The organism is Pseudoxanthomonas sp. SL93 (assembly GCF_026625825.1).
Lineage (GTDB): Bacteria > Pseudomonadota > Gammaproteobacteria > Xanthomonadales > Xanthomonadaceae > Pseudoxanthomonas_A.
Genome location: NZ_CP113065.1, coordinates 3,215,147 through 3,239,306, shown reverse-complemented (window position 1 = coordinate 3,239,306; position 24,160 = coordinate 3,215,147). Strand labels below are relative to the sequence as shown.

Here is a 24,160-nt window from a genome sequence, read left to right as displayed (position 1 = left end):
TGGTGGTTCCGTAGTGGTGGAGCGAAAGAAGGGAAAGGGAAGCGGTGCGGTGTCAGTCGATGCGTTCGTACGCAGGCAGGGTCAGGAACTCCACCAGTTCGTCGGCGCGGCTCAGCTCGTCGAGCAGGGCGATGGCTTCGGGGATGCGCGCGCCGCCGGGCAGCTTCGCGTGGTCGCCCAGGCGGGCCGGCAACGCGGCCAGCGTGCGCTGCAGCAGGACGTTGTCGATCAGCGTGCCGTCGCACAGGTGCACGTCGTGCGTGTGCAGCCACTGCCAGATCTGCGTGCGCGAAATCTCGGCGGTGGCGGCGTCCTCCATCAGCCAGTGGATCGGCACGCAGCCGTTGCCGTCCAGCCAGGCGGCCAAGTAGCGCACGCAGACTTCCACGTTGCCCTCGAAGCCGGCGCGCGTGATGGTGCCGAACGAAGGCCTGATCAGGTCGTCGCGGGTGACCAGCACGTCCTCGCGCAGCACCGCGTGCTGGTGCGGCTGCGGCATGTGCTCGTCGAAGATCGCGCGGGCGATGGGGATCAGCGCCGGATGCGCCACCCACGTGCCGTCATGGCCGGCGGTGACTTCGCGCAGCTTGTCGGCGCGCACGCGGGCCAGGGCCTGCTCGTTGGCGGCTTCGTCGTGGCTGATGGGGATCTGCGCGGCCATGCCGCCCATCGCATGCGCGCCGCGCTGGTGGCAGGTCTGGATCAGCAGTTCGGAATAGGACTTCAGGAACGGCTGCGTCATCGTCACCTGACCGCGCTCCGGCAACACCTTGTCGGGATGGCGGCGGAAGGTCTTCAGGTACGAAAAGATGTAGTCCCAGCGCCCGCAGTTCAGGCCGACGATGCGCTCGCGCAGCGCATGCAGGATCTCGTGCATCTCGAACACCGCCGGCAGCGTCTCGATCAGCACGGTGACCTTCATCTGCCCGTGCGGCAGGCCCAGCGCGGCCTCGATGTGCGACAGCGCGGTTTCCCACAGCGCCGCTTCTTCCATGCTCTGCAGCTTGGGCAGGTAGAAGAACGGGCCGCGTTCCTGCGACATCAGCGCACGGGCGTTGTGGAAGGCGAACACCGCGACGTCGAACAGGCCGCCGGCGATCGGCGCGCCGTCCACGCGCACATGCTTCTCGTCCAGGTGCCAGCCGCGCGGACGCACCAGCAACACGGCCTGCTCGTCGCGTGGCTTGAGCGTGTAGTGCTTGCCGGGGGTTCCGTCGACGGCGGGCGCAGTGAAGGACAGGTCGCCCTTGACCGCCCCGATCAGCGCGCGCTGGCCGGTCAACAGGTTCTGCCAGGTCGGCGAGGTGGAATCCTCGAAGTCGGCCATGAACACCTTCGCGCCTGAATTCAGCGCGTTGATGACCATCTTGGGGTCGACCGGGCCGGTGATCTCCACGCGCCGGTCCTGCAGCGCGGCCGGCAGCGGGGCGACCGTCCATTCGCTCTCGCGGATGGCGCGGGTGTCTTCACGGAAATCGGGCAGGCCGCCTGCGTCGAAGTAGGCCTGACGCTGGCGACGGGCCGCCAGCCGCGCCTGCCGCTCGGGTTCGATCGCACGGTGCAGCGAGACCAGCAGCGCCAGCAGGGCGGGCGGAAGCAGCGCATCCTGGCCCACGACCTGGGTGGTCAGGGCAATGCCCGGGGTGGCGCGGTCGGCGGCGATATCCCGCGGTGGCGGGGCGAAAGCGATGGCATGCATGGGTCGGGCTCCTGGGATCCTGCTGGACCGTTACGCTGCGCCGCAACCAAATATTTGACAAAGCAGTTTTGTCAATGCATTAAATAAGTTCTGCTTATAGTTGATGGAAAAATGTCCGACGCGAGTATCCCAACCCCGCGATTTCCCTACAAATCCGACCGGCTCAAGCCCTTGCGGGCGTTCTGCCAGACGGTGCGGCTGGGGTCGGTGTCGCGGGCGGCCGAGGCCCTGTTCGTCAGCCAGCCGGCCATCACCCTGCAGCTGCAGGCACTCGAGCGGGAGCTGGGCGTCACCCTGTTCGAGCGCATCGGCCGCCGGCTGGCGCCCAGCCCGGAAGGCCAGGTCCTCTATGAGCTGGCGCAACCGCTGGTCGAGGGGATCGACGGGCTGGATGCGGTCTTCCGACAGAAGGTCAGCGGCCTGGACGTGGGCGAACTCAACATCGCCGCCAACAGTTCCACCATCCTGTACCTGCTGCCCAAGATCGTGGAGAACTTCCGTCGCCAGCACCCGGAAGTGCGCCTGACCCTGCACAACGCGGTCACTGCCGACGGTACCGACCTGCTGCGCTCGGATGCGGTGGACCTGGCGATCGGCTCGGTGCTGGATGTCCCGGCCGACCTGAGCTATGCCCCGGTGTACCGCTTCGAACCGCTGCTGATCACCCCGCCCAACCATCCGCTGGCGAAGAAGGCGGACCTGCGGCTCGAGGACCTGTCGCCCTACGGGCTGATCCTGCCGCCGAAACGGCTGATCACCTACCGTCTGGTCGACCTGGTGTTCCAGCAGAACCGCGTGCCGTACACGGTGGCGCTGGAAGTGGGGGGCTGGGAAGTGATCAAGCAGTACGTGGCCATGGGCATGGGCATCTCCATCGTCAGCTCGATCTGCCTGACCGACGCCGACCGCGACCGGCTGACCGCGCGTTCGCTGGCGCAGTGGTTCCCGGCGCGAAGCTACGGCGTGGTCGTTCGCAAGGGCAAGTACCTGTCACCGCAGGCACGCGATTTCATCGAGCTGATCCAGCCGCATCTGTTCGAGCGGCGCGATTACGATGAGAGCGGACATTCCGAACGCTAGGCCTCCCCCGATGAGCGGCCGCTACCGACAACACGATCTCGCGCCCGGCTGGCCGCTGCTGTGCCACTGGGACTACGTGCAAGGCACGCAGGCGACGCCCGCACTCGTGCTGCCGGATGCCTGCGTCGATCTGTTGTGGGACGGCAGGGTGTTGAGCATCGCAGGGCCGGACACACGCGCCCAGTACGCCCGACTCGCACCGCGTAGCCGGCTGCAGGGATTGCGCTTCGCGCCCGCAGTCGCCACCTGCTGGCTGGACATGCCGCTGCATGTGCTCGCCGACCAGCGCGTGGCCCTGCACGACCTCGGGATTCCGCGCCTGGCGCGATTGGCGGACCGGATGGCGGACCAGGGCGACGGCGCGATGGCTTGGCTGGCCCAGCAAGTGCTGTCGGAAGCAACGCGCGGCAGCGATGCGATGGTGCAGGTGCATGCGCGGCTATCGGCGGCGCGCCCCCCATCGATCACCCACCTCGCCGCCGACCTGGGCCTGACCGAACGGACGCTGCTGCGCCAGTGCGACGACGCCTTCGGCTACGGGCCGAAGCGCCTGGCGCGGATCCTGCGGCTGCAGCGCTTCCTGGACCTGCAGCGCGTGCACGCGTCGCTGCTGGACGCCGCGCTGGACGCCGGCTACTACGACGCCGCCCAGCTTGCAGGCGACACGCGGCGACTCACCGGCCTGACGCCGACCGCACTGGTAGCGCAGGTCGCGGCCTGACTGTCCGATTTCGCCAAGACAAGGCCGCCGGATGGTCGCAGACTGGCGACCTCTTCCACGGACCCCTGCCATGAGCGCTGCCGAACACCACCACCGCATCGACTACCTCGAGTTCACCGTCGCCTCCATCGCCGCTTCGAAGGCGTTCTACGGCGGCGCCTTCGGCTGGACCTTCCAGGACTACGGGCCGGATTACTGCGAGTTCCGCGATGGGCGGCTGACCGGCGGCTTCACCCATGGCACGCCACAGCCGGGTGGCGCGCTGGTCGTGCTGTATTCGACGGCGCTGGAAGACAGCCTGGCGAAGGTGGAAGCCGCGGGCGCCCGCGTCACCCGGCCGATCTTCGCCTTCCCCGGTGGCCGGCGCTTCCAGTTCGCCGATCCCGACGGCTACGAACTGGCCGTCTGGACGGACGCCTGATTCACGGCGCCACGTAGCGGGCCACCAGATCATGGTGGCGCGTGCTCCAGTCGCGCATTTCCTGCGGGTTGGCGCCATACGCCGTATCGATGAAAGCAAGTGACAGTTCCTCGGTCGCCTGCTTGACCTGCTCGCTGACGGCGCGTGAATCGAAGTAGCGGTGATCGGTGAACACGTTGTGGGTGCCGTGCTTGTAGACGGCCAGTACCTTGCGCGCGCCGCCGACGGCGTCGAACACTTTCAAGCGGTCGTCCACGCCGGAGCCGAAGCCCGGGATGCGGATGATGTCGTCGGCGGTGGTCACATGCAGCGTGGGGATGGTGATGCCGCGCAGGATCGGACGGAAATCCTCGTCGCCGTAGAACGGCGGCGCGGAGATGACGATCGCGGCGCTGATGCGCGGATCACGCAGCCAGATGGGCCTGCCATGGCGCACCACGCGCGCGCCGGCGGACATCAGCGTGGTGTTGGCGCCATACGAATGGCCGGCGGCGACGATGCGCGCGCGGTCGATGTGCGCGCCCCACTCGCCTTGCAGCACCTGGTCCAGGGCGAAACGCTGGTCGCCGACGCGGGCGATGGCTTCCGCCTCCCCGGCGGCACGCTGGAAGCGCGACACCAGCTGCAGCGGATTGCCGCGCCACAGCGCGCGGTCGCTGCCCACGTGCTGCACGTGCAGGCTGGCAACGCCGTGCCGCGCCCAGTAATGGCCCAGGTAGGTGTAGCCATCACGCGCACTGCCGATGCCATGCGAGAAGACCACCAGCGGTACCTTGCCGCGGTGGGCGCCGGTCGGCATGAACAGCTTCACCGGCACCGCACGGCCGCGCGCACCGTCCTGCCAGTCGAGGTCGCGCACGTCGTAGCCCGCATGCCGTTCGACGACCGCCATCGGCGCATCCGGCACGCGCGAAGACGCCACCAGCACCGGGGCCAGCAACAGCAGGGACGACAAGGCCAGCCAGCGACGGCGGCGAAGGAAAGCGGGAACATTCATCGACAGGATCCGGCAGCAGCGACAACACCACAGGCCACGCGAACCGACGCGCGCGGCAGACGAAAACAGGGCCGGCGGTCACCGGCAACGCACGCAGGGCGTGCGCGTGCTTATTACTTCTTCGGGCGGCCGGCCTTGACCGGCGCCAGAGCATCCAGGGCCTTCGCAAGCGCCGCGGGCGACAGGCCATGCAGGGCATGCAGGCCGGCACGTAGCAGTTCGCTTTTCTTGGCGGGCCGCCGGGCTTCCAGCGCACGCCCCTTCAGCACCGCCACCAGCGCGAAATCCGCGGCCGGCATGGTGAAGCTGTCGCGCACCGGCTTCTCCGGCTTGCCCGCCTTGCCGGCGGTGCTGGCCGCATCGGCCGTGGACTTGGGGGGCTTGGGCATCGGCGCGGTCTTGAATCGTATAAATGATTTATACAATTTATCATGCCCGCGTCCAAGTGCCGCCACCTCCGACGAACGGCAGGCGTTAAGCGCGGGTTGACCGCGCCCCGTGGCCACCGGGCATTAGACTGGCCGCCCGCACCCCGGATGCCTCCGATGCCTCGTCGCACCGCTGCTTCCCCCTTGGGCGAACGGATGGCAGCCCTCGCTGCCGAGGACGCCGCCGTGCTCGCGGCGTCGCTGGTGCAGGCACCGCGGGATCCGCGCGGCGTGCACGAAGCGCGCAAGGCGGTGCGTCGGCTGCGCTCGCTGTTGGCGCTGGGGCACGACGCGCGCGGCAAGGAGGTCCGTCCCCTGGATCGAGCATTGCGTGCACTGGCCAAGGGCCTGTCCGCCCTGCGCGACGCCCAGGTGGTGGTGGAAACCGCGGCCCTGATGGCGGACGAAAGCGACGACACGGACGAAGTCGAGGCCTGGCAACGCATCCGCGACGCACTGGCGCAACGCCACGCGTCCCTGCTGCACGACACGCTGCAGAAAGATCCCGGGTTCGCGCGCCGCCAGGCACAGGCGCATCGCCATGCCGAGCAGTTGCAGCAGTTGCCGTGGCACCAGGTGCATGGCGGCTGCCTTCGCCATGCGCTGGAGAAATCCGCGCAGCGCCAACAACGCGCGCAGCAGGTCGCGCTGGCCAGTGGGCGGGTGGACGACCTGCACGACTGGCGGCGACGCTCGCGCCGCCTGCGCATGCAGTTCCACGCCATGAGGAAGCTCGAGGTACGCCTGGATGCCCACGCCATGCGCCACCTGCCCGCCCCCGGCAAGGAGATTTCCGCCCTGGTGGACCAGCTGGGCGCACTGCAGGACCTGGCGCTGCTGCAGAAGGCCCTGCGTTCGCTGGAGCGTCAACATGCCTCAAGCGATGTAGCCCCGCGTCGCCGCCGCACGGCATCGCGCGAACGGATCCTGCCGCTGGCGTGATGGCCCGGCCACGCGTCAAGAACGACGCAGCCGGGCCGATAGTGACACTCAAGGCCCGCCTGGTCCGCCGGTCACCTCCTGCGCCTCCGGCCAAGGGCCTTGCCTCGGGCTCGTACATGGCCGCTCCCTTGGCATGAACCATGCAGGAGCCATGGGACGCCCCCTTCCTTCCGGGAGGGGACCGACACCACCCGTACCCAAGGACACCAGGCAAAGCAGGTGGACGCAGCACATTCCATGCCTCCGGCGGCCGGCCCCGCGCCGCTGCCGGACCAACCGCCCCGACGACCGGGCCTGCCGCCCATGGCGTGGGCGGTGGCCGTGTTGGTGGGCGGCCTGGTGTTCACCGGCTGGGTCGCGCACCGCGAATGGCGCGACCTGAACGAACGGGCGCACCACGCCCAGCAAGTGCTCGCCAACACCGGTGCCGCGCGCCTGCGCGTGCCACTGGAACAGGCGGCCTCGCTGCTGCGGGCGATGCAGACCGTGTTCCTGTCCAACGATGCAATGGACCAGGCGACGTTCGCCCAGTACCACGCTAACCTGCGCAGCCCGCTTCCGGAGCGCGCCTATACCTCGGTGGCCTTCGCCCGCCGCGCGCCCGCCGGCCAGCCGCTGGCGGACCAGGTGTCGTACCGCTACGAGTTCGTCACGCCCTACCGCGCCAACACCGCGCTGATCGGGTTCGACATGGTGTCGCAGAGGGCGAACCTCGCGGCGCTGCTGCAGGCGCGCGACACCGACACGGTGGTGATGTCCGCGCCGTTCGCGCTGCGCCAGACCACGCCCGAAGGCCAGAACCCGCTGGGCATCACCCTGCGCCTGCCGGTGTATTCCCGCGGGCCCACCCCGACCACGTCCAACCAGCGGCGCGCGCGCGAGATCGGCGCGCTGGCCATCGGCATGCGCCTCCAGCCCCTGGTGGAAACCGCCCTTGCCGGCCCCGTGCTGGACGGCTTCCGTGTACGCCTGTACGACGCCGGCGCCACCACCTCCGTGCCGTTCTACGATTCGGGCACCCCGGTCGCTACCGACGCGCGCATGCAGACGCGCGTGCTGGCGTTCGGCGGGCGCCAGTGGCGGATGGAACTTCAGCCGCGCCCGATGCCCCTGGATCTGGGCCGACTGGAAGCCGTGCTCACCGGCGGCCTGATCATCAGCCTGCTGCTGTCCGCGCTGGCGTGGTCGCTGACCAGCACGCGGCGCCGGGCGCTGGCACTGGGCCAGCAGATGAGCACCCGCTTCCGCGAAAGCGAAATGCGCTTCCGTACCTTGAACGAACTGCTGCCGGCGCTGGTGCTGCTGGCCAGCGCGCGCGACGGGCGCATCGTGTACGCCAACCAGGCCGCGCGCCTGCGCCTGGGCGACCCGACCGGGCTGCCGCTGGCCGCTTTGTTCTCCGACCCGCTGCTGCAGCACCGCGCCAGCGACCCGGCCACGGTGGGCAACGACTGGGGCAACCTGGAAGCCGTGCTGCTCAGCCCCATCGGCGATGCGTTCTGGGCCAACGCGTCCATCGCGCAGGTCGACATGGAGGGCGACGCCCACCTGCTGATGGTGGCCACCGATATCTCCGAACAGCGCGAACTGACCGAACGCCTCAGCTACCAGGCCACGCATGACGCGCTGACCGAACTGTGCAACCGCCGCGAGTTCGAGCGGCGCATCGAGCAGGCGCTGACCGAGCGCAAGGCGCGGCCGGACCCGGAAGCGTGCGCGCTGCTGTACATCGACCTTGACCAGTTCAAGCTGATCAACGACATCTCCGGCCACATGGCCGGCGACCAGCTGCTCGCGCAACTCGCGCTGGCGATGCGCCAGCAACTGCGCGGCGGCGACGTGCTGGCGCGGCTGGGCGGCGACGAGTTCGGCCTGATGGCCTTCCACGTGGATGCCGAAGGCGCGCGCGCGCTGGCCGAACGCCTGCGCGAGTGCATCGAGAGCCTGATGTTCGTCTGGCAGGACCGTACCTACACCGTCAGCGCCAGCATCGGCGTGGTGGTGGTGGACCAGAACGGCCCCACGCTGAAGGACCTGCTGGCCTGGGCGGACACCGCCTGCTACCTGGCCAAGGAGAACGGGCGCAACCGCGTGCACGTCTACCGCGAGGACAACGAGACCACGCGCCGCCACGGCGAGATGGAATGGGCCAGCCGGCTGCGCTGGGCGGTGGAACAGGACCGCCTGCTGCTGGACTACCAGGAAATCGTGCCGCTGGACGGCGGCGACGCCGCACCGAGCGTGGAACTGCTGCTGCGCCTGCGCGACGAGGACGGCGGCATCGTGCTGCCGGGCGCCTTCCTGCCCGCCGCCGAACGCTATGGCCTGATGCCGGCGATCGACCGCTGGGTGATCCGCACCGCGCTGGCGCATTTCTCGCGCCTGCACGACACCGGGCAGAAACTTGGCACGTGCGCCATCAACCTGTCCGGCGCCAGCATCGAGGACGAAGGGCTCGCGGATTTCATCCTGGCGCGCATCACCGAGTACGCGGTGCCCGCGCACAAGCTGTGCTTCGAGATCACCGAAACCGTCGCCGTGCGCAACCTGCTGAAGGTGGTGCACGTGATCGAGCGCCTGCGCCGCGCGGGCTGCCTGATCGCGCTGGACGACTTCGGCGCCGGCATGTCGTCGTTTGGCTATCTGAAGAATCTTCCGGTGGACATGATCAAGATCGACGGCAGCTTCATCCGCGACCTGGAAACCGATCCGATGAGCCGCACCATCGTCAGCGCCATCGCCCAGATCGGCCACCAGCGTGGCCTGAAAGTGGTGGCCGAATGGGTCAGCAGCCAGCACCTGTCCGACGCCCTGCGTTCACTGGGCGTCGACTACGGCCAGGGCTTCGCGCTGCACCGGCCGGAGCGCGTGGTGTTCCAGCGCCCCGAACCGCCGCGCCGGCTGGCCGTGGTGCGCTGACGCGTGCCCGGCGTCAGCGGGACGGGCCCGCGTTTTCGCTGGCCAGCGGTCGCACGTGCTCAAGCAGGCTGACCAGCGTCTTGCCGGGCTCTTCCCACGGCATCATGTGCGCGGAATGCTCGAACCAGACGCCGCGCTTGTACGGCGCCTTCACTGCGTCGATCCACTGCGCGGTAGGCTGGGACGGCGTCGTGTAGTCGTGGCGTCCCATGAACATGACCACCGGTATCGGAAATTCCTTCACCCCGGTGAAATCCACCTGCAGGAATTCGTCCAGCAGCTTCCCGAGCGTGAACACGCTGCCGGCGTTGATCGCGCAGCGGTCGCGGTCGTCGTACTCGGGTGACAGCCGTGCCGCACGGTAGAAGTAATCCGACGTTTCGCGGTAGGCGGTCAGTCCGCCGTAGAACTGCGGCCATTTGCGCGCGACGATGATGCGTTCGCGCGTGATCGGCGTATCGCCGGGATACGGCGCGATCGCCTCCATCTCGCGGATCGCCTGCTGGTTGCCGCGTTCGCGTGCCGTCCGCAGTCCGTATTCGAAACTGAGGCGTTCGTTCTCGCGCGTGCTGATCACCTGGCCGATGCCGACATAGGCATGGAACAGGTCCGGCCGCTTCAGTGCCGCGTGCATGCCTACCACCGTGCCCCAGCTGTGCCCCATCAGCACCAGTTTCCGCTTGCCATAACGCGTGCGCAGGTGCTCGGCGATCTCGATGGCATCGTCCACGTACTGCTGGACGTGCAGGGTGTCGGCAATGCGGTCCGGCGGCACGCTGCCGTAGGTCTTGCCGGCACCGCGCTGATCGTAGTTGACGATGGTGAAGTATTCCTCAAGCGGCCGCTGGAACTGCCATTGGCTCGGCGTGATGGGCGATGCCGGGCCGCCATGGATGAAAAGCACCATCGGATTCGCGCGATCCTGTCCGCGCACGTTGATCCACTGGTCGATTCCGCCGATGCGCGTGGCATACGCTTCCTGCACGCCGTCCGGGCTGACGATGCGCCCCAGGTCCTGGATGATCTCGCGGGCGGGTGCGTAGCTGGAGCGGTCCGGGCATGCGTCCTGTGCCTGCGCGCGGGGCGGGATCAGGAGCAGCAGGGCAAAAGCGAAGAGTGGCGCTTTCATCGGCGATTTCCGTGCGGGGATGCCTGCGATTTTCAGTGTCGCCCTGGCCGCAGACCTGTGCCTGTCGTCGTGGTCGGCAACATCGACGTCACGGTTCAGGCCACGCGCGGTACGCGCGGGAAGCACACGCGCCGGTCAGACATGCGTGATCCATTGATGGATGATGGCCTGCAGTGCATCGCGCCGCTCCTCCAGCGCCTGCAGCGACGTGAAACTCACCGTGGCCCTGTCCTCGCCCAGCCAGGTGAGCAGGTGCCCGGGATCGTCGATGCGCGGCTTCGGCAGCGGGCGCTTCTTCGCGCCCAGGTGCAGGATCAACTGCACCGCGGCGGGATTGCGCAGGTGCATGGTCGCGAAATGCCCGGTGGTATGGAAGCTGGGGGCATTCCACTTCACCGCCTCACCGATGGAGGCATCCGCGCCGAGGATGGCCTGGCGCAGCGCCACCACCACCGGCACGAGCGGATGATCGAGCGCTGCGATGAAGGCATCGACATCGGGCACGGCTTTCGCGGGTCGCCTGGCGGGCATCACGCCTCCGGTCACTATGAGTCTCGCAGGAAGATAACGCAGCGGCCATGGCGCGGCGTGATGCCGCGCCGCGTCAGGGGGTGGGCGCGGCCTCGGATGTCGCCACGCGTGCGTCGCCCCCGGTGGAGGCGCGCGGCAGCGGCTGGATGCGCAGGCCGCGGTGGCGGCACAGGTCGACCTGCGGGTAGACCACCGAGCGTCCATCACGGAAGGTGAACTGCAGGTCATGGCGGCAGTGCTCACCCGCCACGCTCAATGTGGTGGCATCACCGCCACCCCGCAGCGGCGCAGGCAACGGCATCGGCTGGAAGGCACCGCTGCCGGCGGGCGCCGCGGACACCGCGGTCACGGTGTCGTGGGCACGGTTGACCAGTTCCAGATAGCGGGTCGGTTCGCCGGCGATGGCATGGGAGACGCAGGGGGTGATCAGCAGCAGGGCGAGCAGGGCAGGAAGGGACGATTGCATGACAGGCTCTCCGGTAGGGGATGGCGGGACGGCCCAGCGCGGATCGCGCATGCCGTGCCCGCATCTCGCGCCTGCCAACCCGCGCGGACCACCGGTCCGGGACCAATCGTCGTGGGCGGGTTGCGAATCGTAGTGAGGCCACACGGCGCTTTGCAGCGCACGGCACGCCGCCTACGATGCCAGCGTCGCCACCCGAACCACGCGCATGCACATCCGTCTTGGCCGCCTGGAAATCCCGCTGTCCCGCTACCTCGGCCTGTGGTCGCTGGTGGTGGTCGTGTTCGCGGTGCAGGGCTGGTTGAACGACGCCGTCAACGGACACCTGTGGCCGGCCACGACGTACCTGCGCTGGTCGATGATCCAGTGGCTGACGTGGGCCGCGCTGGCGCCACTGGTGTTCCGCCTGGGCGAACGCCACCCCATCCAGTTCCCGTTGCGGCTGCGTTCGCTGGGCCAGCATGTGGTGGCCAGCGCGGGCGTGACGCTGCTGGCCATCTTCATGGGCGCGGTGGTATCCGCACCGTTCGAGAACAGCACCTTCTGGACCCAGTTCTGGCAGTTCTTCAGCAAGCACACCGCCACCGGCCTGCTCACCTACTGGGGACTCCTGGCGATCCAGCACCTGCTGTACTTCCAGGCGGAAAAGGCGCGGCGCGAACTGGAAGCCAGCCAGCTGGCCACCGAACTGGCGCAGTCGCGGCTGCAGGTGCTGAAGACGCAGCTGCAGCCGCATTTCCTGTTCAACACGCTGCACGCCATCATCACCCTGCTGGACGAGGACACCCTGTCGGCCGAGGACATGCTGCTGAAGTTGAGCGAGCTGCTGCGCGCGTTCCTGGAAGACTACGACGGCCAGGAGATCCCGCTGCGCCGCGAACTGGAACTGCTGGACCTGTATCTCGGCATCCAGCAGCGGCGCTTCAAGGACCGGCTGACCACGCGCATCTACGTGTCGCCCGAGGCCATGCAGGCCGCGGTGCCCAGCCTGGTGCTGCAGCCGATCGTCGAGAACGCGATCCGCCACGGCATCGGCGAGCACGTGGGCGAGGACTGCATCGAGGTGGATTGCCGTCGCGAGGGCGATGCCCTGTGCATCGACGTGCGCAACCGCAACAGCACGCTGGACGGCCCACGGCGGGTGGCGGGCCACGGCATCGGCCTGTCGAACACGCGACTGCGGCTGAAGGAACTGTATGGCGATGCCGCCGAGCTGCGGCTGGATGCGATGGTGCCCAACGGCGTGGCCTGCCGCATCCGCCTGCCGTTCCGCGAACTGGAGGCCGACGACGACCTGCCGGAGCACCTGCCCGCATGAGCCTGACCGCGCTGGTGGTGGATGACGAACCGATCGCGCGGCATGCCATCGTGCGGCTGCTGCGCGACGACCCCGACATCGAACTGCTGGCCGAATGCGGCGACGGCGTGTCGGCGGTGGAGGCGATCCGCAGCCGGTCGCCGGACCTGGTGTTCCTGGACATCCAGATGCCGGCCATCACCGGCCTGGACGTGGTGGCGACCATCGGCGCGGCGCGGATGCCCGCCACCATCTTCGTCACCGCCTACGAGCAGTACGCCGTGCGCGCGTTCGAAGCCAATGCGGTGGACTACCTGGTCAAGCCGTTCAGCCGCGAACGCTTCGCCGAGACCCTGCGCCGCGCCAAGCAGCGGTTGTCCGCTGCACGCGGCACCGATGCGGCGACGACGGCGCGCATCATGCAGGCGCTGGACTCCCTGCGCCAACGCGACGATTACCTGGAACGCATCCCGGTGCGCGTGGACGAACAGATCAGCTTCGTCGACGTCGCCGACATCGTGTGGATCCGCGCCAACCGCAACACCGTGCTGATCCACCTGGCCAGCGGCACGCATGAAGTACGCGAGACGATGGCCGCCCTCGCCAGCCGGCTGGACCCGCGCCACTTCGCGCGCGTGCACCGCTCGGCCATCATCAACGTGCGCCGCGTGAAGAGCATCCACCCGTGGTTCAACGGCCACCACGTGGTGACCATGGACACCGGCCAGCAGCTGCGCATGAGCCGCTACCAGCACGAGACCTTCCTGCGCCTGGCGACGACGCGCCAGGACGGGTGAGACGGCAGTTCAGGGCGTTTCGTCGTCGCCGGGCACGGTCGCCGCGCGGCGCGCCTCGATCATCCGGGCGCCCTGCTGCTTGCCCGCGGCCAGGGCATCGAAACAGGTGAAGTACGTGCGCTGCGTGTCCACCCAGGGGTCGCTCCACGCGGCCGCCGCCGATGGACGCACGAGCACGGTCAGCGCCCATGCCGAGTGTTCGTCGGGGCGCTGGATGGCGACCTGGATCAGGTGGTCGCCGTGGGTCGAGATGTCGATCTTCTTCTGCATGGGGCACCGTCGGCTGGCCTGCGTGAAAACGGCGATCGCCGCGTCATTCGGACGCCACGCCCGCCAGGTCCAGCACCCACTGGGGCACCGTGGGCTCGCCGGCGTAGAACGTCTTCGGTTTCTGTTCGGCCATCGCCCAGCGGTGCAGCCAGCTGGGGCCATAGCGGCCGTTGTAGCCCGCTTCGCCACGCTGGTACGCCGGGTCGCGCAGCGCTTCCTCCAGGGTGACGACGCGGTAACCACGGCGCTGCACGCCCGCCACCAGGTCGGCGTAGGCGACCGCGTTCAGTTCGTTGGCGTGCAGCAGCCACACCTGTGGCAGCGCATGGCCAAGCAAGGCCTGCGACTGGCGCTCGTAGTAGTCCACCTTGTTGAGCATGTAGGGCAGATAGCCACGGCGCAGGCGCTCCAGCGTGGCCGCACGCGCAGGCGTGTCGGGCTGCCCGTCCAGCACGTTGGCGTAAGCGAACGCCCACACCCACTCGCCGTTGTCGACGGTGACCGGTGCGATGCGGTAGCCGTGCTGCGCCAGGAAGGCCGACAGCGTGGCGCGGTCCTCGGGCGTGCGCCCGGCCCGCAGGTAGGGATGCCGGAACCAGCGCGGCGCGGTGCCGTATTCCGCCAGCAACGGCCGCAGCACGCGTTCGCCACGCAGGATGTCCTGCTGGAACGCGGGCACGCCGACGGCATGCACGTCCAGGTGGCCATGTGTGTGGTTGCCCAGCTCGTAGCCGGCCTGCAGCCAGTCGCGCAGCATCGCCACGCGTTGCGGCTGGGTGCGCCCGTCGACCTCCAGCTTGCCTTCGTTGACGAACCCCACCACGGGCACGCCGGCCTGCTTCAACTGCGCCATCAACTGCGCATGCCGGCGCGGCAGTTCCGCGTCCGGCGTCTTGTCCATCCGCTGCCACGGCAGGTCGTCGATGGTGATGGCGATGCGGCGATCGGGTTCGGCCGCGTGCGCGGACAGGGCCATGGCGAACAGCAGCACGACACGCAGCAACAGGGACATGGCAACCGGGGCATCCGTTTCGATGCCCCCAGCATACGGCCACCTGATTGCGGATGCGCCGGTGGCGTTACCTGCCCGCGTCAGGCAGTGCGCTGCGGAATGCCCACTCGTAGTTGTTGCCGGGCGTCACCGGCAGCGTGTTGCGGTAGGCGCGGATGCGTTCTTCGTTGCTGGGCGCATCCGGCGTGCCGTCGCGCAGGGGGTGCTGCAACGACAGGAACGCCAACGGCCCGAAGGCCGGCTCACCGACAGCGGTACCGACATCGTGTTTCATGGTTGCACCTGCCAGGACGGGAAAGCAGCGCGCGCTTCAACGCGCCTGCGGTGGACCCCGGCAACCTGCGCAGGCAAGGCACGGACGATGGCCGCGCAGACCCGGGGCGTTGTCCCCTTCCCGCCGGATGCGGGGCGGTGCCGCCCCCTGTCGGACCGCCTGCCAGCCGCACCCGGCGCCTTCATTGGAGAGAACGCGGGCGTCTTCGCAAGGCGGACACATGGCGCGTTGCATCCTGACGGCCTGCCGCCACGCGCGGACAGACGGCGACGCCGCAGGCCGTCGCCGGTCGGTGCGTGCGTTGTCAACATCGGGAGATGACGGGGAACAAGATGCCGAGAAGGAAAGCGTTGTCGCATGCCCGGGCATGGCTGCCCTGGCTGTTGTTGGCCGCCGCCGCCACCGCACAGGCGGGCGATGCCTGCCCCGTCTTGCGTTCGCAGGTGAACGCTGCGGATGCCGCCACCCGCATGGCGGCGATCGCCTGCAACGAACATGCACTCTGGTACCGGCCGTTCATCGACCGCAACGGTCGCATGGCAAGCGGTGTGATGACGGAGGGCGAGGCGCGACCCGTCGACGATGGCTACACCCCCGCATGGCAGCGGGTCGCACGCTTCTGGCGCGACGCAGGACTGCTGGGCCAGATGTCGCAGCTGCCCGGTGCGCAGGACTGCGTGGCGCCCGTGAACGAAGGGCTGGCGGCGGCCATGTGCCGCAGCTTCGTGATCGACCACGCCTGGTCGGCGGCGTTCCTGTCATGGGTCATGCGGCAGGCGAGGCTTCCCGGTTTCAGGTCGTCGGCCAGCCACATCGGCTACGTGCGCGATGCCTACCAGCGCCCCGACACCAGCGCCTACCGCTTCACCGATCCGCGCAGGACGAAACCCGCGACCGGCGACCTGCTGTGCTACGTGCGGCACGATGGCCGTGTCTACGGCCACGACGGGCTGCGGGCGGTAGCGGCGACCGGTGACGGCCTGGACATGCATTGCGACCTGGTGGTGGCCGTCAATCCGGGCAACGACAGCACCGCCTACCTGATCGGCGGCAACGTGCAGCAGAGCGTGACGATGCGGCTGCTGCCGTTGAACCGCAATGGCGAATTCTGGAACCTGCCCCAGCGCAGCGGTGGCGAAGCGCCCTGCACGCCGGACAACGAGGCCGGCTGCAACCACAACCGCCAGGACTGGGCCGTCCTGCTGCAACTGAAGCCGGCCGACGCCCTGGCCCGGCTGCCGGGCGGGCTGCCACCCTCCGACCCGTTCCCGCCGCGCCAGCCCTCCCGCTGCTGCGTGAACTGCGTTGTCGGCTCGGGCGTGCCGCGCTGCCCGCCAGCGGGAACACCCTGACCGGCGGTGCATGAATTGGCTCCGCGCGGCCGGGGACAACTGGTGCTCGCCAAGGGGCCACCACCGCCGTTCCAATCGCAGGCATCGCACGCCCTGGATGCTCCGATGACAACGACCCGCTTCTTGGCCGATTCCCCCGCCTCCGCCGCCACCCCGCACCGCGCGGTGGTGGCCGGCGGCCTGATCGCCGGTGCGCTGGACATGGTGTGGGTCTGCACCCTGTGGGGCACGCTGGGGGTCACGCCGACACGCATCTTCCAGGCGGTGGCCTCCGGCTGGCTGGGCAACGACGCGGCGGTGGCCGGGGGCTACGCCACCGCGCTGCTCGGCGCCGTGTCCCACTTCGGCATCACCGTGGCCATGGCCTACGCGTACTACCTGGTGGCGCGGCGCGTGCCCGCGCTGGTCCGCCATCCATGGCGCCATGGCGCGCTGTACGGCGTGCTGCTGTACATCGCGATGATCCATGTGATCGTGCCGCTGTCGGCCGCACCGTCGGGACAGTCGCCGCCGTGGCCGTGGGCGCTGTGGGCCAACATCGCCGCGCACATGCTGCTGGTCGGCGTGCCGTGCGCGCTGGCGGCGCGGATCGCGTTGCGGGCGCGCTAGCTCAGCGCGCGGCGCGGTCTTCGGGGCGGCCCAGCAGACCGATGCGGCGGAACACCACTTCCAGCGGCACCGTCACCAGCGGCGGCACCGCGGCCAGCAACGCCAGCAGCCACGCCCACCACGGCCAGCGCAGGCGCATTGCCGCCAGCAGGGTGACCGCGACATAGAACAGGAAGGCCACGCCATGCAGCGGGCCGAACAGCTTCACGCCCAGCTCGGTGGTCTGCGTGCCGTACTTCAGCAGCATGCCCAGCAGCAGGCCAGCCCAGGTGAAGCCTTCCACGAAGGCAGCGACAGCAAACAGGCGCCCGGCGGGCGACATGGCAAGGGACATGCACGGACTCCAGTGAGGGATTGCCGCGACGCGATGGCGGCGGCGACGCTCGCTGGCGTGTGCATTCTAGCGTGGAGCATGCGTGCGTTGCCCGCGCGCGCATGCCCACGGTGCGTTACCGCGCGGGAGATTTCAGCTCGATGATCAGCGTGCGTGTCTCGGCCTTGCCGCCATTCACCGTTTCATGCATCACCGGCCCGCTCCACAGGATCTCGCCCGGCTTGCGCGGGGTGATGGTGGTCTTTCCGTCCGTGGTCTGTTTTGCTTCGCCCGCCGTCAGGAAGTAGACGATGTGGTCGCCGTGTGAATGCAGTCCGGTCGAGCCCTCCGGCGCAACGGTGAGCTCGATAACCCTGACCTTGTCGTTGTCCAGGATGACCTTGGCGCCTTTGCCGGCGGTCATCGCCAGGTCCTGCGCCAAGCATGGAAGTGCGGCGGCCGCGGCCAACAGGCCCACGACCCGTAACGTGGCGTGCTTCATGGTGTTGTTCTCCGGTGGGCCGGCCAAATGCGCCGCTGCACCACCCTGCAAGGGTTGCGACAGGGCGGGCGTCCGCGGAAGGCACGCATCGCGCCACGGGCCGGCGCGCACGCCGGTTGCCGCAGGGTGATGCCGCCCCGCTTCTGCCACACCCACCGCGGCAGGCTCCTGCCAGGCTCGACTGTTCCGCTGCTCCACCTGCAACCGCACTTCGCGCCGAACCGCATCCGCTCACAGCCGGTCAACGCGGGGGTGCGACCAATGCGGACACCGGTACCGTGCTGTCTTTTGCATTACGCGGGCACCGCAAACGGTAAGCTGGCTTATCGCGGCGGCCTCGCGTGCGGAAATCATGTGCTGTCCGCTGGCGCGCCCTCTTCCCACATTGCAGGAGTTGTCCATGCGTCTTCGCGTCCCTACCCGATCCGTGTCGTGCCTTGTCGGCAGCGTGTTCGCGCTCGCTGCCCTCGGTGCCTGTTCGACCTCACCCACCGCCACCGCACTGGTGGTCGGGCAGCAGGCCACGCTTGAAGGCAAGGTGGTGAAGGTCGATACCACGCCGTGGACCTACGACGGCAGCGCGGTGGTGACCATCGCCACGTCGGCGGGCGACGTCAACGTGCAACTGCCCGCGCGCTGGAACCTGTGCAAGGCGCCGCCGCCGGATGACGTGGCCTCGCTGAAGGCGGGCGACGTGGTGCAGGCGATCGGCGAGGTCACCGGCAGCAACGAGATGGTGGTGTGCGCGCTGCCGGAGCATCGCCTGCAACGTCGCGGATGACCCTCAGGACGCTTTCAACCAGCGTCCCGTGCCCTGGGGCACCACTTCGAACCGCGCCCACTGGCGGAATTCATCCTGCCCGCACACGCCGGACTGCCCGTCGTGTTCGCCTGCCAGCACGCGGTAGTGCACGCGGCCATCGCCGGCGGTGTCCACCTGACGCACGCTCCAGAGTTTCCCGAGCTTGCCGTTGCTGTAGAAACGCTCGGCGATGATCTGGTCCGGATGGGTGATGTTCTTCTCGGCGTGTTGCTTGGCCAGTTCGATCAGTTCGATGAGGTTGTCGGTGGTGATGTCCACGTAGGAGTTCAGCTGCTCCATGGCGGCGGCGAAATCCTCCTGGGTCAGTTCGAACTGGCGCATCGCTGGCCGCGTGGCGTCGGCTTCGGCCCGGCGCTTGTGCAGGTGTGCGGGATAGCGGCGCCAGGGGAACAGGGCGTTGAAGGCGATGGCCATCGACAGGATGGCGACCACGTTGATCAGCACGGGCGTCAGCAGGTACAGGTAGCCCAGTGCGTGCAGGTCGGCGCCGCCGATCACCGCCGCCAGGGCGGTCGCGCCACCGGGCGGGTGGATGCAGCGCAGGTAGTGCATGGCCAGCACGGACAGGCCGACAGCGAGGGCGGCGGTCCAGGCGTGGCCGGGGAACAGTTTCTGGCAGCTGACGCCGATGAAGGCGGAAACCAGGTGGCCCCCGATCACGGCCCAGGGTTGCGACAGTGCGCCCTGCGGCACGGCGAAGAGCAGCACGGCCGAGGCGCCCATCGAGGTGACCATCAGCAACCCGGTGACCGACCCTGCACCCAGCTGCGGGAACGCGGCATGGGTGATGGCATACACCGCCAGGATGCCCAGCAACGCGCCCAGCCCCGAGATCCATTTCTCGCTATGGCGCGTGGTGTTGCGCTCGATGCCCAGCAGCAGGCGGAGTTCGGTGAGAGCTGGATGGGGGTTCATTGGCAATGGGCGCGCGGGCACGGGACGGGGAAGTCTATGCGAATCGCCTGGCGCGGCGGATTCCACCGCGCGCCACATGCTTGCGTTCGACCATCTTCCCGAGTCATGGCGCAAGACGCAGTGGACACCGTAGGGGGGCCAAAGCCCGCCTTGAGGGAGCCGCGAAATCGGTGAGCCTGTGGTCACCCTGCGCGCTTAACAGTCCGATCCGGAGGACCCACATATCCAGCGGCACGGCCACCAGCGGTGGCACGGCACTGAACTCATGCGACACCACGGAGCTACCCAAAAAATCGTCGCTCGCGATCGATGCAGTGCCCAGTAAATGACGGGTACAAACAGATCTACTATCCTGGAAAGCATCGACGGGAGTGGACTCATGGCGATCGAGGACGGGGTAGCAGGAGAGTCGTGGTCAGCGGCTGAGGTCGAAGCCACGGTCCTCGCCTACCTGCGCATGCTTCGAATGCAGGAACTTGGGCAGACCTTCGTCAAGGCCCACGTTATCCGACAACTTGCCAGCCAGATCCCGGCGCGGAATACGGGCGCGATCGAGTATAAGTTCCGCAACATCAGTGCCGTACTCCATGCTCTTGGCGTGCAATCGGTGTCGGGATACAAGCCGCTTGCGAACGTCCAGAAGCTTCTGATCGATGTTGTCGGTGATCTATTGCAAAGGGATGCAGCGCTCGATCAGGCAGCCATTCGAAGCGTCGAGACCGCTGCGGAACCTCCCCTGATCACCGATTTCACGGATTTCGTGGTTGAAATGCCCGCGCCGAAGTATCGGGTCAACGATGCAGCGGCTGACGCCATTCATCGCATCGCCATCAAACGTGACTACTTGGAGCGAGAAGCACGAAATCGTTCGCTTGGACATGCGGGCGAACTGGTTGTCATGGAATTCGAAGCTCGCAGGCTGTTCAATGAGGGCGCCAAGCAACTCGTCGACCGCATTGAGCACACATCCCAACTGAAAGGCGATGGATTCGGCTACGACACACTTTCTTACAACGCCGATGGCCGCGAAAGGTTCATCGAGGTAAAGACCACATCCTATGACGCGGAGACGCCCTTCTTCGTCAGCGCAAATGAGGTTGGCTTCTCGGAAGAAGCGATTGATCAGTTCCACCTCTACCGGCTATTCGACTTCCGCAAGAGCCCGCGCATGTTTTCGCTCAACGGTCCGATTGCGGCAAGTTGCCTGCTCGATCCGGTGAGCTACCGCGCAACGCTCTTAGGCAATTGAACAGGGCAGCGACGTATAGCGCCGCAGATGGTCGAGGGTCAGCATCATGCGGCGCGGCCCATCACCGCATCATCCCCACGCACTCATGCCGCGACGTCGATGTACTCCACCTGGCTCGAAGGCAACGGAATCGCTGCACCATCCTCGCGCAATCCGGCAATATGCAGCGCGATGGCGTCATGGATCAACGATTCCACTTCGGCCTTGGTCGCGCCGGTCGCCACGCAGCCGGGCAGGTCAGGCACATAGGCGGAATAGTTGCCGCCCGCTTGCTCGATGACGATGGCGTAGCGCATGGAAGTCACCTCTTGATCCCGGCCTGTTTCAGGATACTGCCCAGCGTGCCGGGCGCCACATCATCACCCGGCTTGCCGGCGACTGTCACCCGACCCGGAAGCGTCGGATGCTTGAACTGGCGGTGGCTGCCCGTCTGACCAATCTGCTGCCAGCCCGCGTCCTTGAGTTGCTGCAACACGTCACGAATCTTCGGGGGCATGCTCGCATTCCTTGCGATATGTCGTTGTTCCTAACCTGATTACCTTGCCCGGCCCCTCTCCCGAAAGCGGGAGAGGGTACATCAGCCATCAAACCCCAACCGGGTTCGCCTTCTCCACATCGATCTTGTACTGCTTGATCGCACGGGATACGTCCTTGGCGGTCATCTTGCCTTCCTTCGCCAGGGCGGCGATGGCGGCGTGGGCGATGTAGTAGCGGTCCACTTCGAAGTGGCGACGCAGGTTGGCGCGGGTGTCGCTGCGGCCAAAGCCGTCCGTGCCCAGCACCGTGTACGCCATCGGCACGAACGCGCGGATCTGGTCGGCGTACGCACGCACGTAGTCCGTCGCGGCGATGGCCGGGCCCTGGCGGCCTTCCAGCAGCTCGGTCACGTATGCCTTGCGCGGCGACTTGGCTTCCGGGTTCAGGCGGTTCCAGCGCTCGGCGTCGAAACCGTCACGACGCAGCTCGTTGAAGCTGGGGCACGACCAGATGTCGGCGGTGACGCCGAAATCCTTGTCCAGCAGCTCGGCCGCCGCGATCGCCTCGCGCAGGATGGTGCCGCTGCCCAGCAGCTGCACGCGCAGCTCGCCCTTCTTCGGCTTGCCCGCATCGGTGAGCAGGTACATGCCCTTGATGATGCCCTCGGCCGCGCCTGCCGGCATGTCCGGGTGGGTGTAGTTCTCGTTCATCAGGGTGACGTAGTAGTACTCGTCCACCTGCTCCTGCAGCATCTTCTGCATGCCGTGCTGCAGGACCACCGCGACTTCGAAACCGAAGGTGGGGTCGTAGCTGCGGACGTTGGGGATGCCGCCGGCGACGACATGGCTGAAGCCGTCCTCGTGCTGCAGGCCTTCGCCGTTCAGCGTGGTGCGGCCCGCGGTGCCGCCCAGCAGGAAGCCGCGCGTGCGCATGTCCGCCGCCTGCCAGGCGATGTCGCCTATGCGCTGGAAGCCGAACATCGAGTAGTAGATATAGAACGGCAGCATCGGCACGTTGCTGACCGAATAGCTGGTGCCCGCCGCCATCCACGACGACATCGCGCCCGGCTCGCTGATGCCCTGCTGCAGCACCTGGCCGGACTGGTCCTCGCGGTAGTACATCAGCTGGTCGGCGTCGACCGGCTTGTACTTCTGGCCGAACGGCGCATAGATGCCGATCTGGCGGAACATGCCTTCCATGCCGAACGTGCGTGCTTCGTCGGCGACGATCGGCACCAGGCGCGGGCCGACCTGCTTGTCGCGCAGCGCGATGTTCAGGCCCTGCACGAACGCCATGGTGGTGGAGATCTCGCGGTCGCCGGTGCTCTTCAGCAGGCGGTCGAACGCTTCCAGCTTGGGCGTCTCGAACGACTCGCTGGACTTGCGGCGACGCTGCGGCAGGTAACCACCCAGCGCGGCGCGGCGCGCCTTCAGGTACTGCACTTCCGGCGAATCCTCACCCGGGTGGTAGAACGGCACCTGCGCCGATTCTTCCAGCTGCTTGTCGGTGACCGGGATGTTGAAGCGGTCGCGGAAGCTGCGGATCGCTTCGTCGTCGAGCTTCTTGGTCTGGTGGGTCGGGTTGAGCGATTCGCCCGCCGAGCCCATGCCGTAGCCCTTCACCGTCTTGGCCAGGATCACCGTGGGCATGCCCTGGGTGTTCACCGCCTCGTGGTAGGCCGCGTACACCTTGTGCGGGTCATGGCCGCCGCGGTTGAGGCGCCAGATGTCGTCGTCGGACAGGCTGGCGACCATCGCGGCCGTCTCCGGGTACTTGCCGAAGAAATTGTCGCGCGTGTACTTGCCGCCGAAGGCCTTGCAGTTCTGGTATTCGCCGTCGACGGTTTCCATCATCAGCTTCTTCAGCACGCCGTCGGTGTCGCGCGCGAGGAGCGGATCCCAGTAACTGCCCCACAGCAGCTTGATGACGTTCCAGCCACCGCCGCGGAACACGCCTTCGAGTTCCTGGATGATCTTGCCGTTGCCGCGCACCGGGCCATCGAGGCGCTGCAGGTTGCAGTTGACCACGAAGATCAGGTTGTCCAGGCCTTCGCGGCCGGCCAGCGCGATGGCGCCCAGGGTTTCCGGCTCGTCGCTCTCGCCGTCGCCGATGAAGCACCAGACCTTGCGGTCCGACTTCTCGATCAGGCCGCGGTGCTCCAGGTACTTCATGAACTGCGCCTGGTAGATCGCCGCCAGCGGGCCCAGGCCCATCGAGACGGTCGGGGTCTGCCAGTAATCGGGCATCAGCCACGGGTGCGGATACGACGAGATGCCCTGGCCATCGACTTCCATGCGGAAGTTGTCCAGCTGCTGCTCGTTGATGCGGCCTTCCAGGTACGAACGCGCGTAGATGCCGGGCGCGCTGTGGCCCTGGATGAACAGCAGGTCGCCCGGATGGCTGTCGCTGGGCGCGCGCCAGAAGTGGTTGAAGCCCACGTCGTACAGCGTGGCGCCGGAGGCGAAGCTGGCGATGTGGCCGCCCAGGTCGCCGGGCTTGCGGTTGGCGCGCACGACGGTGGCCATCGCGTTCCAGCGGATGATCGAACGGATGCGCCATTCCAGCGCCGCATCACCGGGGCTCTTGGCCTCGTTGGCGGGGGCGATGGTGTTGACGTATTCGGTGGTCGGCGAGAACGGCAGGTAGGCACCGGCGCGGCGGGTCACTTCGACCATGCCTTCCAGCAGCTGGTGTGCACGCAGCGCGCCGTTCTTCTGGATCACCGCCTGCATGGAATCGATCCACTCGCGGGTCTCCTGCGGGTCCGGATCGCTCTGCAACATCTCGTTCAACCAGTTCATTCCCACTCCTGTTTTCACCGTGCGTGGGGCACGGCGGCATCGTTCTTGTAGAGCCCTGAAGTGTAGCGCACGCACCCGCTCCAGGATTGGCTACGCAGGCGTATGGAACGGACACTGCATGCCTGTCCCGGGACAATCG

At 67.7% G+C, this 24,160-nt stretch carries 26 protein-coding genes; 11 read left to right on the top strand and 15 right to left on the bottom strand.

The genetic code is table 11. The annotated features are described in order from the left end of the window. Positions 1-52: 52 nt before the first annotated feature. Complete coding sequence (gene aceB, locus OVA13_RS15170; RefSeq protein WP_267791300.1) at positions 53-1,699, bottom strand: malate synthase A; 1,647 nt, start codon at positions 1,697-1,699, stop codon at positions 53-55. A gap of 111 nt (positions 1,700-1,810) precedes the next feature. Here aceB and OVA13_RS15165 point away from each other — a divergent pair, with 111 nt between their 5' ends. The 3 genes from OVA13_RS15165 to OVA13_RS15155 all read left to right on the top strand — a co-directional run bounded on the left by OVA13_RS15165 (position 1,811) and on the right by OVA13_RS15155 (position 3,921). Further along, the gene (locus tag OVA13_RS15165) at positions 1,811-2,779 is read left to right on the top strand and encodes a LysR family transcriptional regulator (protein ID WP_267791299.1); all 969 of its coding nucleotides are present in this window, start codon (positions 1,811-1,813) and stop codon (positions 2,777-2,779) included. A gap of 10 nt (positions 2,780-2,789) precedes the next feature. Next, on the top strand, positions 2,790-3,500 hold the full coding sequence (locus tag OVA13_RS15160; RefSeq protein ID WP_267791298.1) for an AraC family transcriptional regulator: 711 nt from the start codon (positions 2,790-2,792) through the stop codon (positions 3,498-3,500). A gap of 70 nt (positions 3,501-3,570) precedes the next feature. Then, the gene (locus tag OVA13_RS15155) at positions 3,571-3,921 is read left to right on the top strand and encodes a VOC family protein (RefSeq protein ID WP_267791297.1); all 351 of its coding nucleotides are present in this window, start codon (positions 3,571-3,573) and stop codon (positions 3,919-3,921) included. A 1-nt stretch (position 3,922) separates the two neighbouring features. Here OVA13_RS15155 and OVA13_RS15150 read toward each other — a convergent pair whose 3' ends face one another. After that, complete coding sequence (locus tag OVA13_RS15150) at positions 3,923-4,918, bottom strand: alpha/beta hydrolase family protein (RefSeq protein ID WP_267791296.1); 996 nt, start codon at positions 4,916-4,918, stop codon at positions 3,923-3,925. A 113-nt stretch (positions 4,919-5,031) separates the two neighbouring features. Beyond that, complete coding sequence (locus OVA13_RS15145; RefSeq protein WP_267791295.1) at positions 5,032-5,307, bottom strand: hypothetical protein; 276 nt, start codon at positions 5,305-5,307, stop codon at positions 5,032-5,034. A 156-nt stretch (positions 5,308-5,463) separates the two neighbouring features. On the opposite strand from OVA13_RS15145, the gene OVA13_RS15140 reads away from it, so the two are divergent. Further along, on the top strand, positions 5,464-6,288 hold the full coding sequence (locus tag OVA13_RS15140; RefSeq protein ID WP_267791294.1) for a CHAD domain-containing protein: 825 nt from the start codon (positions 5,464-5,466) through the stop codon (positions 6,286-6,288). 237 nt (positions 6,289-6,525) lie between these two features. Further along, complete coding sequence (locus OVA13_RS15135; RefSeq protein WP_267791293.1) at positions 6,526-9,207, top strand: bifunctional diguanylate cyclase/phosphodiesterase; 2,682 nt, start codon at positions 6,526-6,528, stop codon at positions 9,205-9,207. A 13-nt stretch (positions 9,208-9,220) separates the two neighbouring features. Here the strand turns inward: OVA13_RS15135 and OVA13_RS15130 are convergent, their stop codons facing one another. From OVA13_RS15130 to OVA13_RS15120, 3 genes are all read right to left on the bottom strand, one after another. After that, complete coding sequence (locus OVA13_RS15130) at positions 9,221-10,336, bottom strand: alpha/beta fold hydrolase (protein WP_267791292.1); 1,116 nt, start codon at positions 10,334-10,336, stop codon at positions 9,221-9,223. Between the two features lie 135 nt (positions 10,337-10,471). Continuing rightward, positions 10,472-10,867: a DUF1801 domain-containing protein gene (locus tag OVA13_RS15125; protein ID WP_267791291.1), complete on the bottom strand. Its 396-nt coding sequence runs from the start codon at positions 10,865-10,867 to the stop codon at positions 10,472-10,474. Between the two features lie 73 nt (positions 10,868-10,940). Beyond that, positions 10,941-11,333, bottom strand: coding sequence for a hypothetical protein (locus tag OVA13_RS15120; protein WP_267791290.1), 393 nt, complete (start codon positions 11,331-11,333; stop codon positions 10,941-10,943). 205 nt (positions 11,334-11,538) lie between these two features. On the opposite strand from OVA13_RS15120, the gene OVA13_RS15115 reads away from it, so the two are divergent. Together OVA13_RS15115 and OVA13_RS15110 are read left to right on the top strand one after the other, a co-directional pair. After that, positions 11,539-12,648 carry a sensor histidine kinase gene (locus OVA13_RS15115; protein ID WP_267791289.1) on the top strand — a complete coding sequence of 370 codons (1,110 nt, stop codon included), beginning with the start codon at positions 11,539-11,541 and terminating at the stop codon, positions 12,646-12,648. Then, positions 12,645-13,424 (top strand): LytR/AlgR family response regulator transcription factor, encoded by a 780-nt coding sequence (locus OVA13_RS15110; RefSeq protein WP_267791288.1) that lies wholly within the window; start codon positions 12,645-12,647, stop codon positions 13,422-13,424. Before OVA13_RS15115 ends, OVA13_RS15110 begins: the two co-directional genes overlap by 4 nt. 9 nt (positions 13,425-13,433) lie before the next feature. Here OVA13_RS15110 and OVA13_RS15105 read toward each other — a convergent pair whose 3' ends face one another. The 3 genes from OVA13_RS15105 to OVA13_RS15095 form a co-directional block, all read right to left on the bottom strand. Next, the gene (locus tag OVA13_RS15105; RefSeq protein ID WP_267791287.1) at positions 13,434-13,694 is read right to left on the bottom strand and encodes a hypothetical protein; all 261 of its coding nucleotides are present in this window, start codon (positions 13,692-13,694) and stop codon (positions 13,434-13,436) included. A 43-nt stretch (positions 13,695-13,737) separates the two neighbouring features. Continuing rightward, positions 13,738-14,706 (bottom strand): polysaccharide deacetylase family protein, encoded by a 969-nt coding sequence (locus OVA13_RS15100; RefSeq protein WP_267791286.1) that lies wholly within the window; start codon positions 14,704-14,706, stop codon positions 13,738-13,740. Between the two features lie 67 nt (positions 14,707-14,773). After that, on the bottom strand, positions 14,774-14,980 hold the full coding sequence (locus tag OVA13_RS15095) for a hypothetical protein (RefSeq protein WP_267791285.1): 207 nt from the start codon (positions 14,978-14,980) through the stop codon (positions 14,774-14,776). Positions 14,981-15,312: 332 nt separating this feature from the next. Here OVA13_RS15095 and OVA13_RS15090 point away from each other — a divergent pair, with 332 nt between their 5' ends. Next, complete coding sequence (locus OVA13_RS15090; RefSeq protein WP_267791284.1) at positions 15,313-16,332, top strand: DUF2272 domain-containing protein; 1,020 nt, start codon at positions 15,313-15,315, stop codon at positions 16,330-16,332. 105 nt (positions 16,333-16,437) lie between these two features. Continuing rightward, positions 16,438-16,941, top strand: a complete 504-nt coding sequence (locus OVA13_RS15085; RefSeq protein WP_267791283.1) for a hypothetical protein — start codon at positions 16,438-16,440, stop codon at positions 16,939-16,941. 1 nt (position 16,942) lies between these two features. Here the strand turns inward: OVA13_RS15085 and OVA13_RS15080 are convergent, their stop codons facing one another. After that, on the bottom strand, positions 16,943-17,263 hold the full coding sequence (locus tag OVA13_RS15080; protein WP_267793547.1) for a DUF3817 domain-containing protein: 321 nt from the start codon (positions 17,261-17,263) through the stop codon (positions 16,943-16,945). A 127-nt stretch (positions 17,264-17,390) separates the two neighbouring features. Then, the gene (locus OVA13_RS15075; protein ID WP_267791282.1) at positions 17,391-17,756 is read right to left on the bottom strand and encodes a cupin domain-containing protein; all 366 of its coding nucleotides are present in this window, start codon (positions 17,754-17,756) and stop codon (positions 17,391-17,393) included. Between the two features lie 400 nt (positions 17,757-18,156). Here OVA13_RS15075 and OVA13_RS15070 point away from each other — a divergent pair, with 400 nt between their 5' ends. Further along, positions 18,157-18,537 (top strand): hypothetical protein, encoded by a 381-nt coding sequence (locus tag OVA13_RS15070; RefSeq protein ID WP_267791281.1) that lies wholly within the window; start codon positions 18,157-18,159, stop codon positions 18,535-18,537. A gap of 3 nt (positions 18,538-18,540) precedes the next feature. On the opposite strand, the gene OVA13_RS15065 is transcribed toward OVA13_RS15070, so the two are convergent. Beyond that, on the bottom strand, positions 18,541-19,494 hold the full coding sequence (locus OVA13_RS15065) for an HPP family protein (RefSeq protein WP_267791280.1): 954 nt from the start codon (positions 19,492-19,494) through the stop codon (positions 18,541-18,543). A gap of 379 nt (positions 19,495-19,873) precedes the next feature. On the opposite strand from OVA13_RS15065, the gene OVA13_RS15060 reads away from it, so the two are divergent. After that, positions 19,874-20,743, top strand: coding sequence for a protein NO VEIN domain-containing protein (locus OVA13_RS15060; protein ID WP_267791279.1), 870 nt, complete (start codon positions 19,874-19,876; stop codon positions 20,741-20,743). An 83-nt stretch (positions 20,744-20,826) separates the two neighbouring features. Here OVA13_RS15060 and OVA13_RS15055 read toward each other — a convergent pair whose 3' ends face one another. From OVA13_RS15055 to aceE, 3 genes are all read right to left on the bottom strand, one after another. Next, a complete protein-coding gene (locus OVA13_RS15055) occupies positions 20,827-21,039 on the bottom strand; it encodes a type II toxin-antitoxin system HicB family antitoxin (protein ID WP_267791278.1) in 213 nt (70 codons plus the stop codon). Between the two features lie 5 nt (positions 21,040-21,044). Beyond that, positions 21,045-21,239 (bottom strand): type II toxin-antitoxin system HicA family toxin, encoded by a 195-nt coding sequence (locus OVA13_RS15050; RefSeq protein ID WP_267791277.1) that lies wholly within the window; start codon positions 21,237-21,239, stop codon positions 21,045-21,047. Between the two features lie 88 nt (positions 21,240-21,327). Continuing rightward, positions 21,328-24,021 carry a pyruvate dehydrogenase (acetyl-transferring), homodimeric type gene (gene aceE, locus OVA13_RS15045; RefSeq protein ID WP_267791276.1) on the bottom strand — a complete coding sequence of 898 codons (2,694 nt, stop codon included), beginning with the start codon at positions 24,019-24,021 and terminating at the stop codon, positions 21,328-21,330. Between the last annotated feature and the right edge of the window lie 139 nt (positions 24,022-24,160).

Bases quoted from the DNA above. Each gene is read 5' to 3' on its own strand.
- aceB (WP_267791300.1), bottom strand. From the start codon at position 1,699: ATGCATGCCATCGCTTTCGCCCCGCCACCGCGGGATATCGCCGCCGAC.
- OVA13_RS15165 (WP_267791299.1), top strand. From the start codon at position 1,811: ATGTCCGACGCGAGTATCCCAACCCCGCGATTTCCCTACAAATCCGAC.
- OVA13_RS15160 (WP_267791298.1), top strand. From the start codon at position 2,790: ATGAGCGGCCGCTACCGACAACACGATCTCGCGCCCGGCTGGCCGCTG.
- OVA13_RS15155 (WP_267791297.1), top strand. From the start codon at position 3,571: ATGAGCGCTGCCGAACACCACCACCGCATCGACTACCTCGAGTTCACC.
- OVA13_RS15150 (WP_267791296.1), bottom strand. From the start codon at position 4,918: ATGAATGTTCCCGCTTTCCTTCGCCGCCGTCGCTGGCTGGCCTTGTCG.
- OVA13_RS15145 (WP_267791295.1), bottom strand. From the start codon at position 5,307: ATGCCCAAGCCCCCCAAGTCCACGGCCGATGCGGCCAGCACCGCCGGC.
- OVA13_RS15140 (WP_267791294.1), top strand. From the start codon at position 5,464: ATGCCTCGTCGCACCGCTGCTTCCCCCTTGGGCGAACGGATGGCAGCC.
- OVA13_RS15135 (WP_267791293.1), top strand. From the start codon at position 6,526: ATGCCTCCGGCGGCCGGCCCCGCGCCGCTGCCGGACCAACCGCCCCGA.
- OVA13_RS15130 (WP_267791292.1), bottom strand. From the start codon at position 10,336: ATGAAAGCGCCACTCTTCGCTTTTGCCCTGCTGCTCCTGATCCCGCCC.
- OVA13_RS15125 (WP_267791291.1), bottom strand. From the start codon at position 10,867: ATGCCCGCCAGGCGACCCGCGAAAGCCGTGCCCGATGTCGATGCCTTC.
- OVA13_RS15120 (WP_267791290.1), bottom strand. From the start codon at position 11,333: ATGCAATCGTCCCTTCCTGCCCTGCTCGCCCTGCTGCTGATCACCCCC.
- OVA13_RS15115 (WP_267791289.1), top strand. From the start codon at position 11,539: ATGCACATCCGTCTTGGCCGCCTGGAAATCCCGCTGTCCCGCTACCTC.
- OVA13_RS15110 (WP_267791288.1), top strand. From the start codon at position 12,645: ATGAGCCTGACCGCGCTGGTGGTGGATGACGAACCGATCGCGCGGCAT.
- OVA13_RS15105 (WP_267791287.1), bottom strand. From the start codon at position 13,694: ATGCAGAAGAAGATCGACATCTCGACCCACGGCGACCACCTGATCCAG.
- OVA13_RS15100 (WP_267791286.1), bottom strand. From the start codon at position 14,706: ATGTCCCTGTTGCTGCGTGTCGTGCTGCTGTTCGCCATGGCCCTGTCC.
- OVA13_RS15095 (WP_267791285.1), bottom strand. From the start codon at position 14,980: ATGAAACACGATGTCGGTACCGCTGTCGGTGAGCCGGCCTTCGGGCCG.
- OVA13_RS15090 (WP_267791284.1), top strand. From the start codon at position 15,313: ATGCCGAGAAGGAAAGCGTTGTCGCATGCCCGGGCATGGCTGCCCTGG.
- OVA13_RS15085 (WP_267791283.1), top strand. From the start codon at position 16,438: ATGACAACGACCCGCTTCTTGGCCGATTCCCCCGCCTCCGCCGCCACC.
- OVA13_RS15080 (WP_267793547.1), bottom strand. From the start codon at position 17,263: ATGTCGCCCGCCGGGCGCCTGTTTGCTGTCGCTGCCTTCGTGGAAGGC.
- OVA13_RS15075 (WP_267791282.1), bottom strand. From the start codon at position 17,756: ATGAAGCACGCCACGTTACGGGTCGTGGGCCTGTTGGCCGCGGCCGCC.
- OVA13_RS15070 (WP_267791281.1), top strand. From the start codon at position 18,157: ATGCGTCTTCGCGTCCCTACCCGATCCGTGTCGTGCCTTGTCGGCAGC.
- OVA13_RS15065 (WP_267791280.1), bottom strand. From the start codon at position 19,494: ATGAACCCCCATCCAGCTCTCACCGAACTCCGCCTGCTGCTGGGCATC.
- OVA13_RS15060 (WP_267791279.1), top strand. From the start codon at position 19,874: ATGGCGATCGAGGACGGGGTAGCAGGAGAGTCGTGGTCAGCGGCTGAG.
- OVA13_RS15055 (WP_267791278.1), bottom strand. From the start codon at position 21,039: ATGCGCTACGCCATCGTCATCGAGCAAGCGGGCGGCAACTATTCCGCC.
- OVA13_RS15050 (WP_267791277.1), bottom strand. From the start codon at position 21,239: ATGCCCCCGAAGATTCGTGACGTGTTGCAGCAACTCAAGGACGCGGGC.
- aceE (WP_267791276.1), bottom strand. From the start codon at position 24,021: ATGAACTGGTTGAACGAGATGTTGCAGAGCGATCCGGACCCGCAGGAG.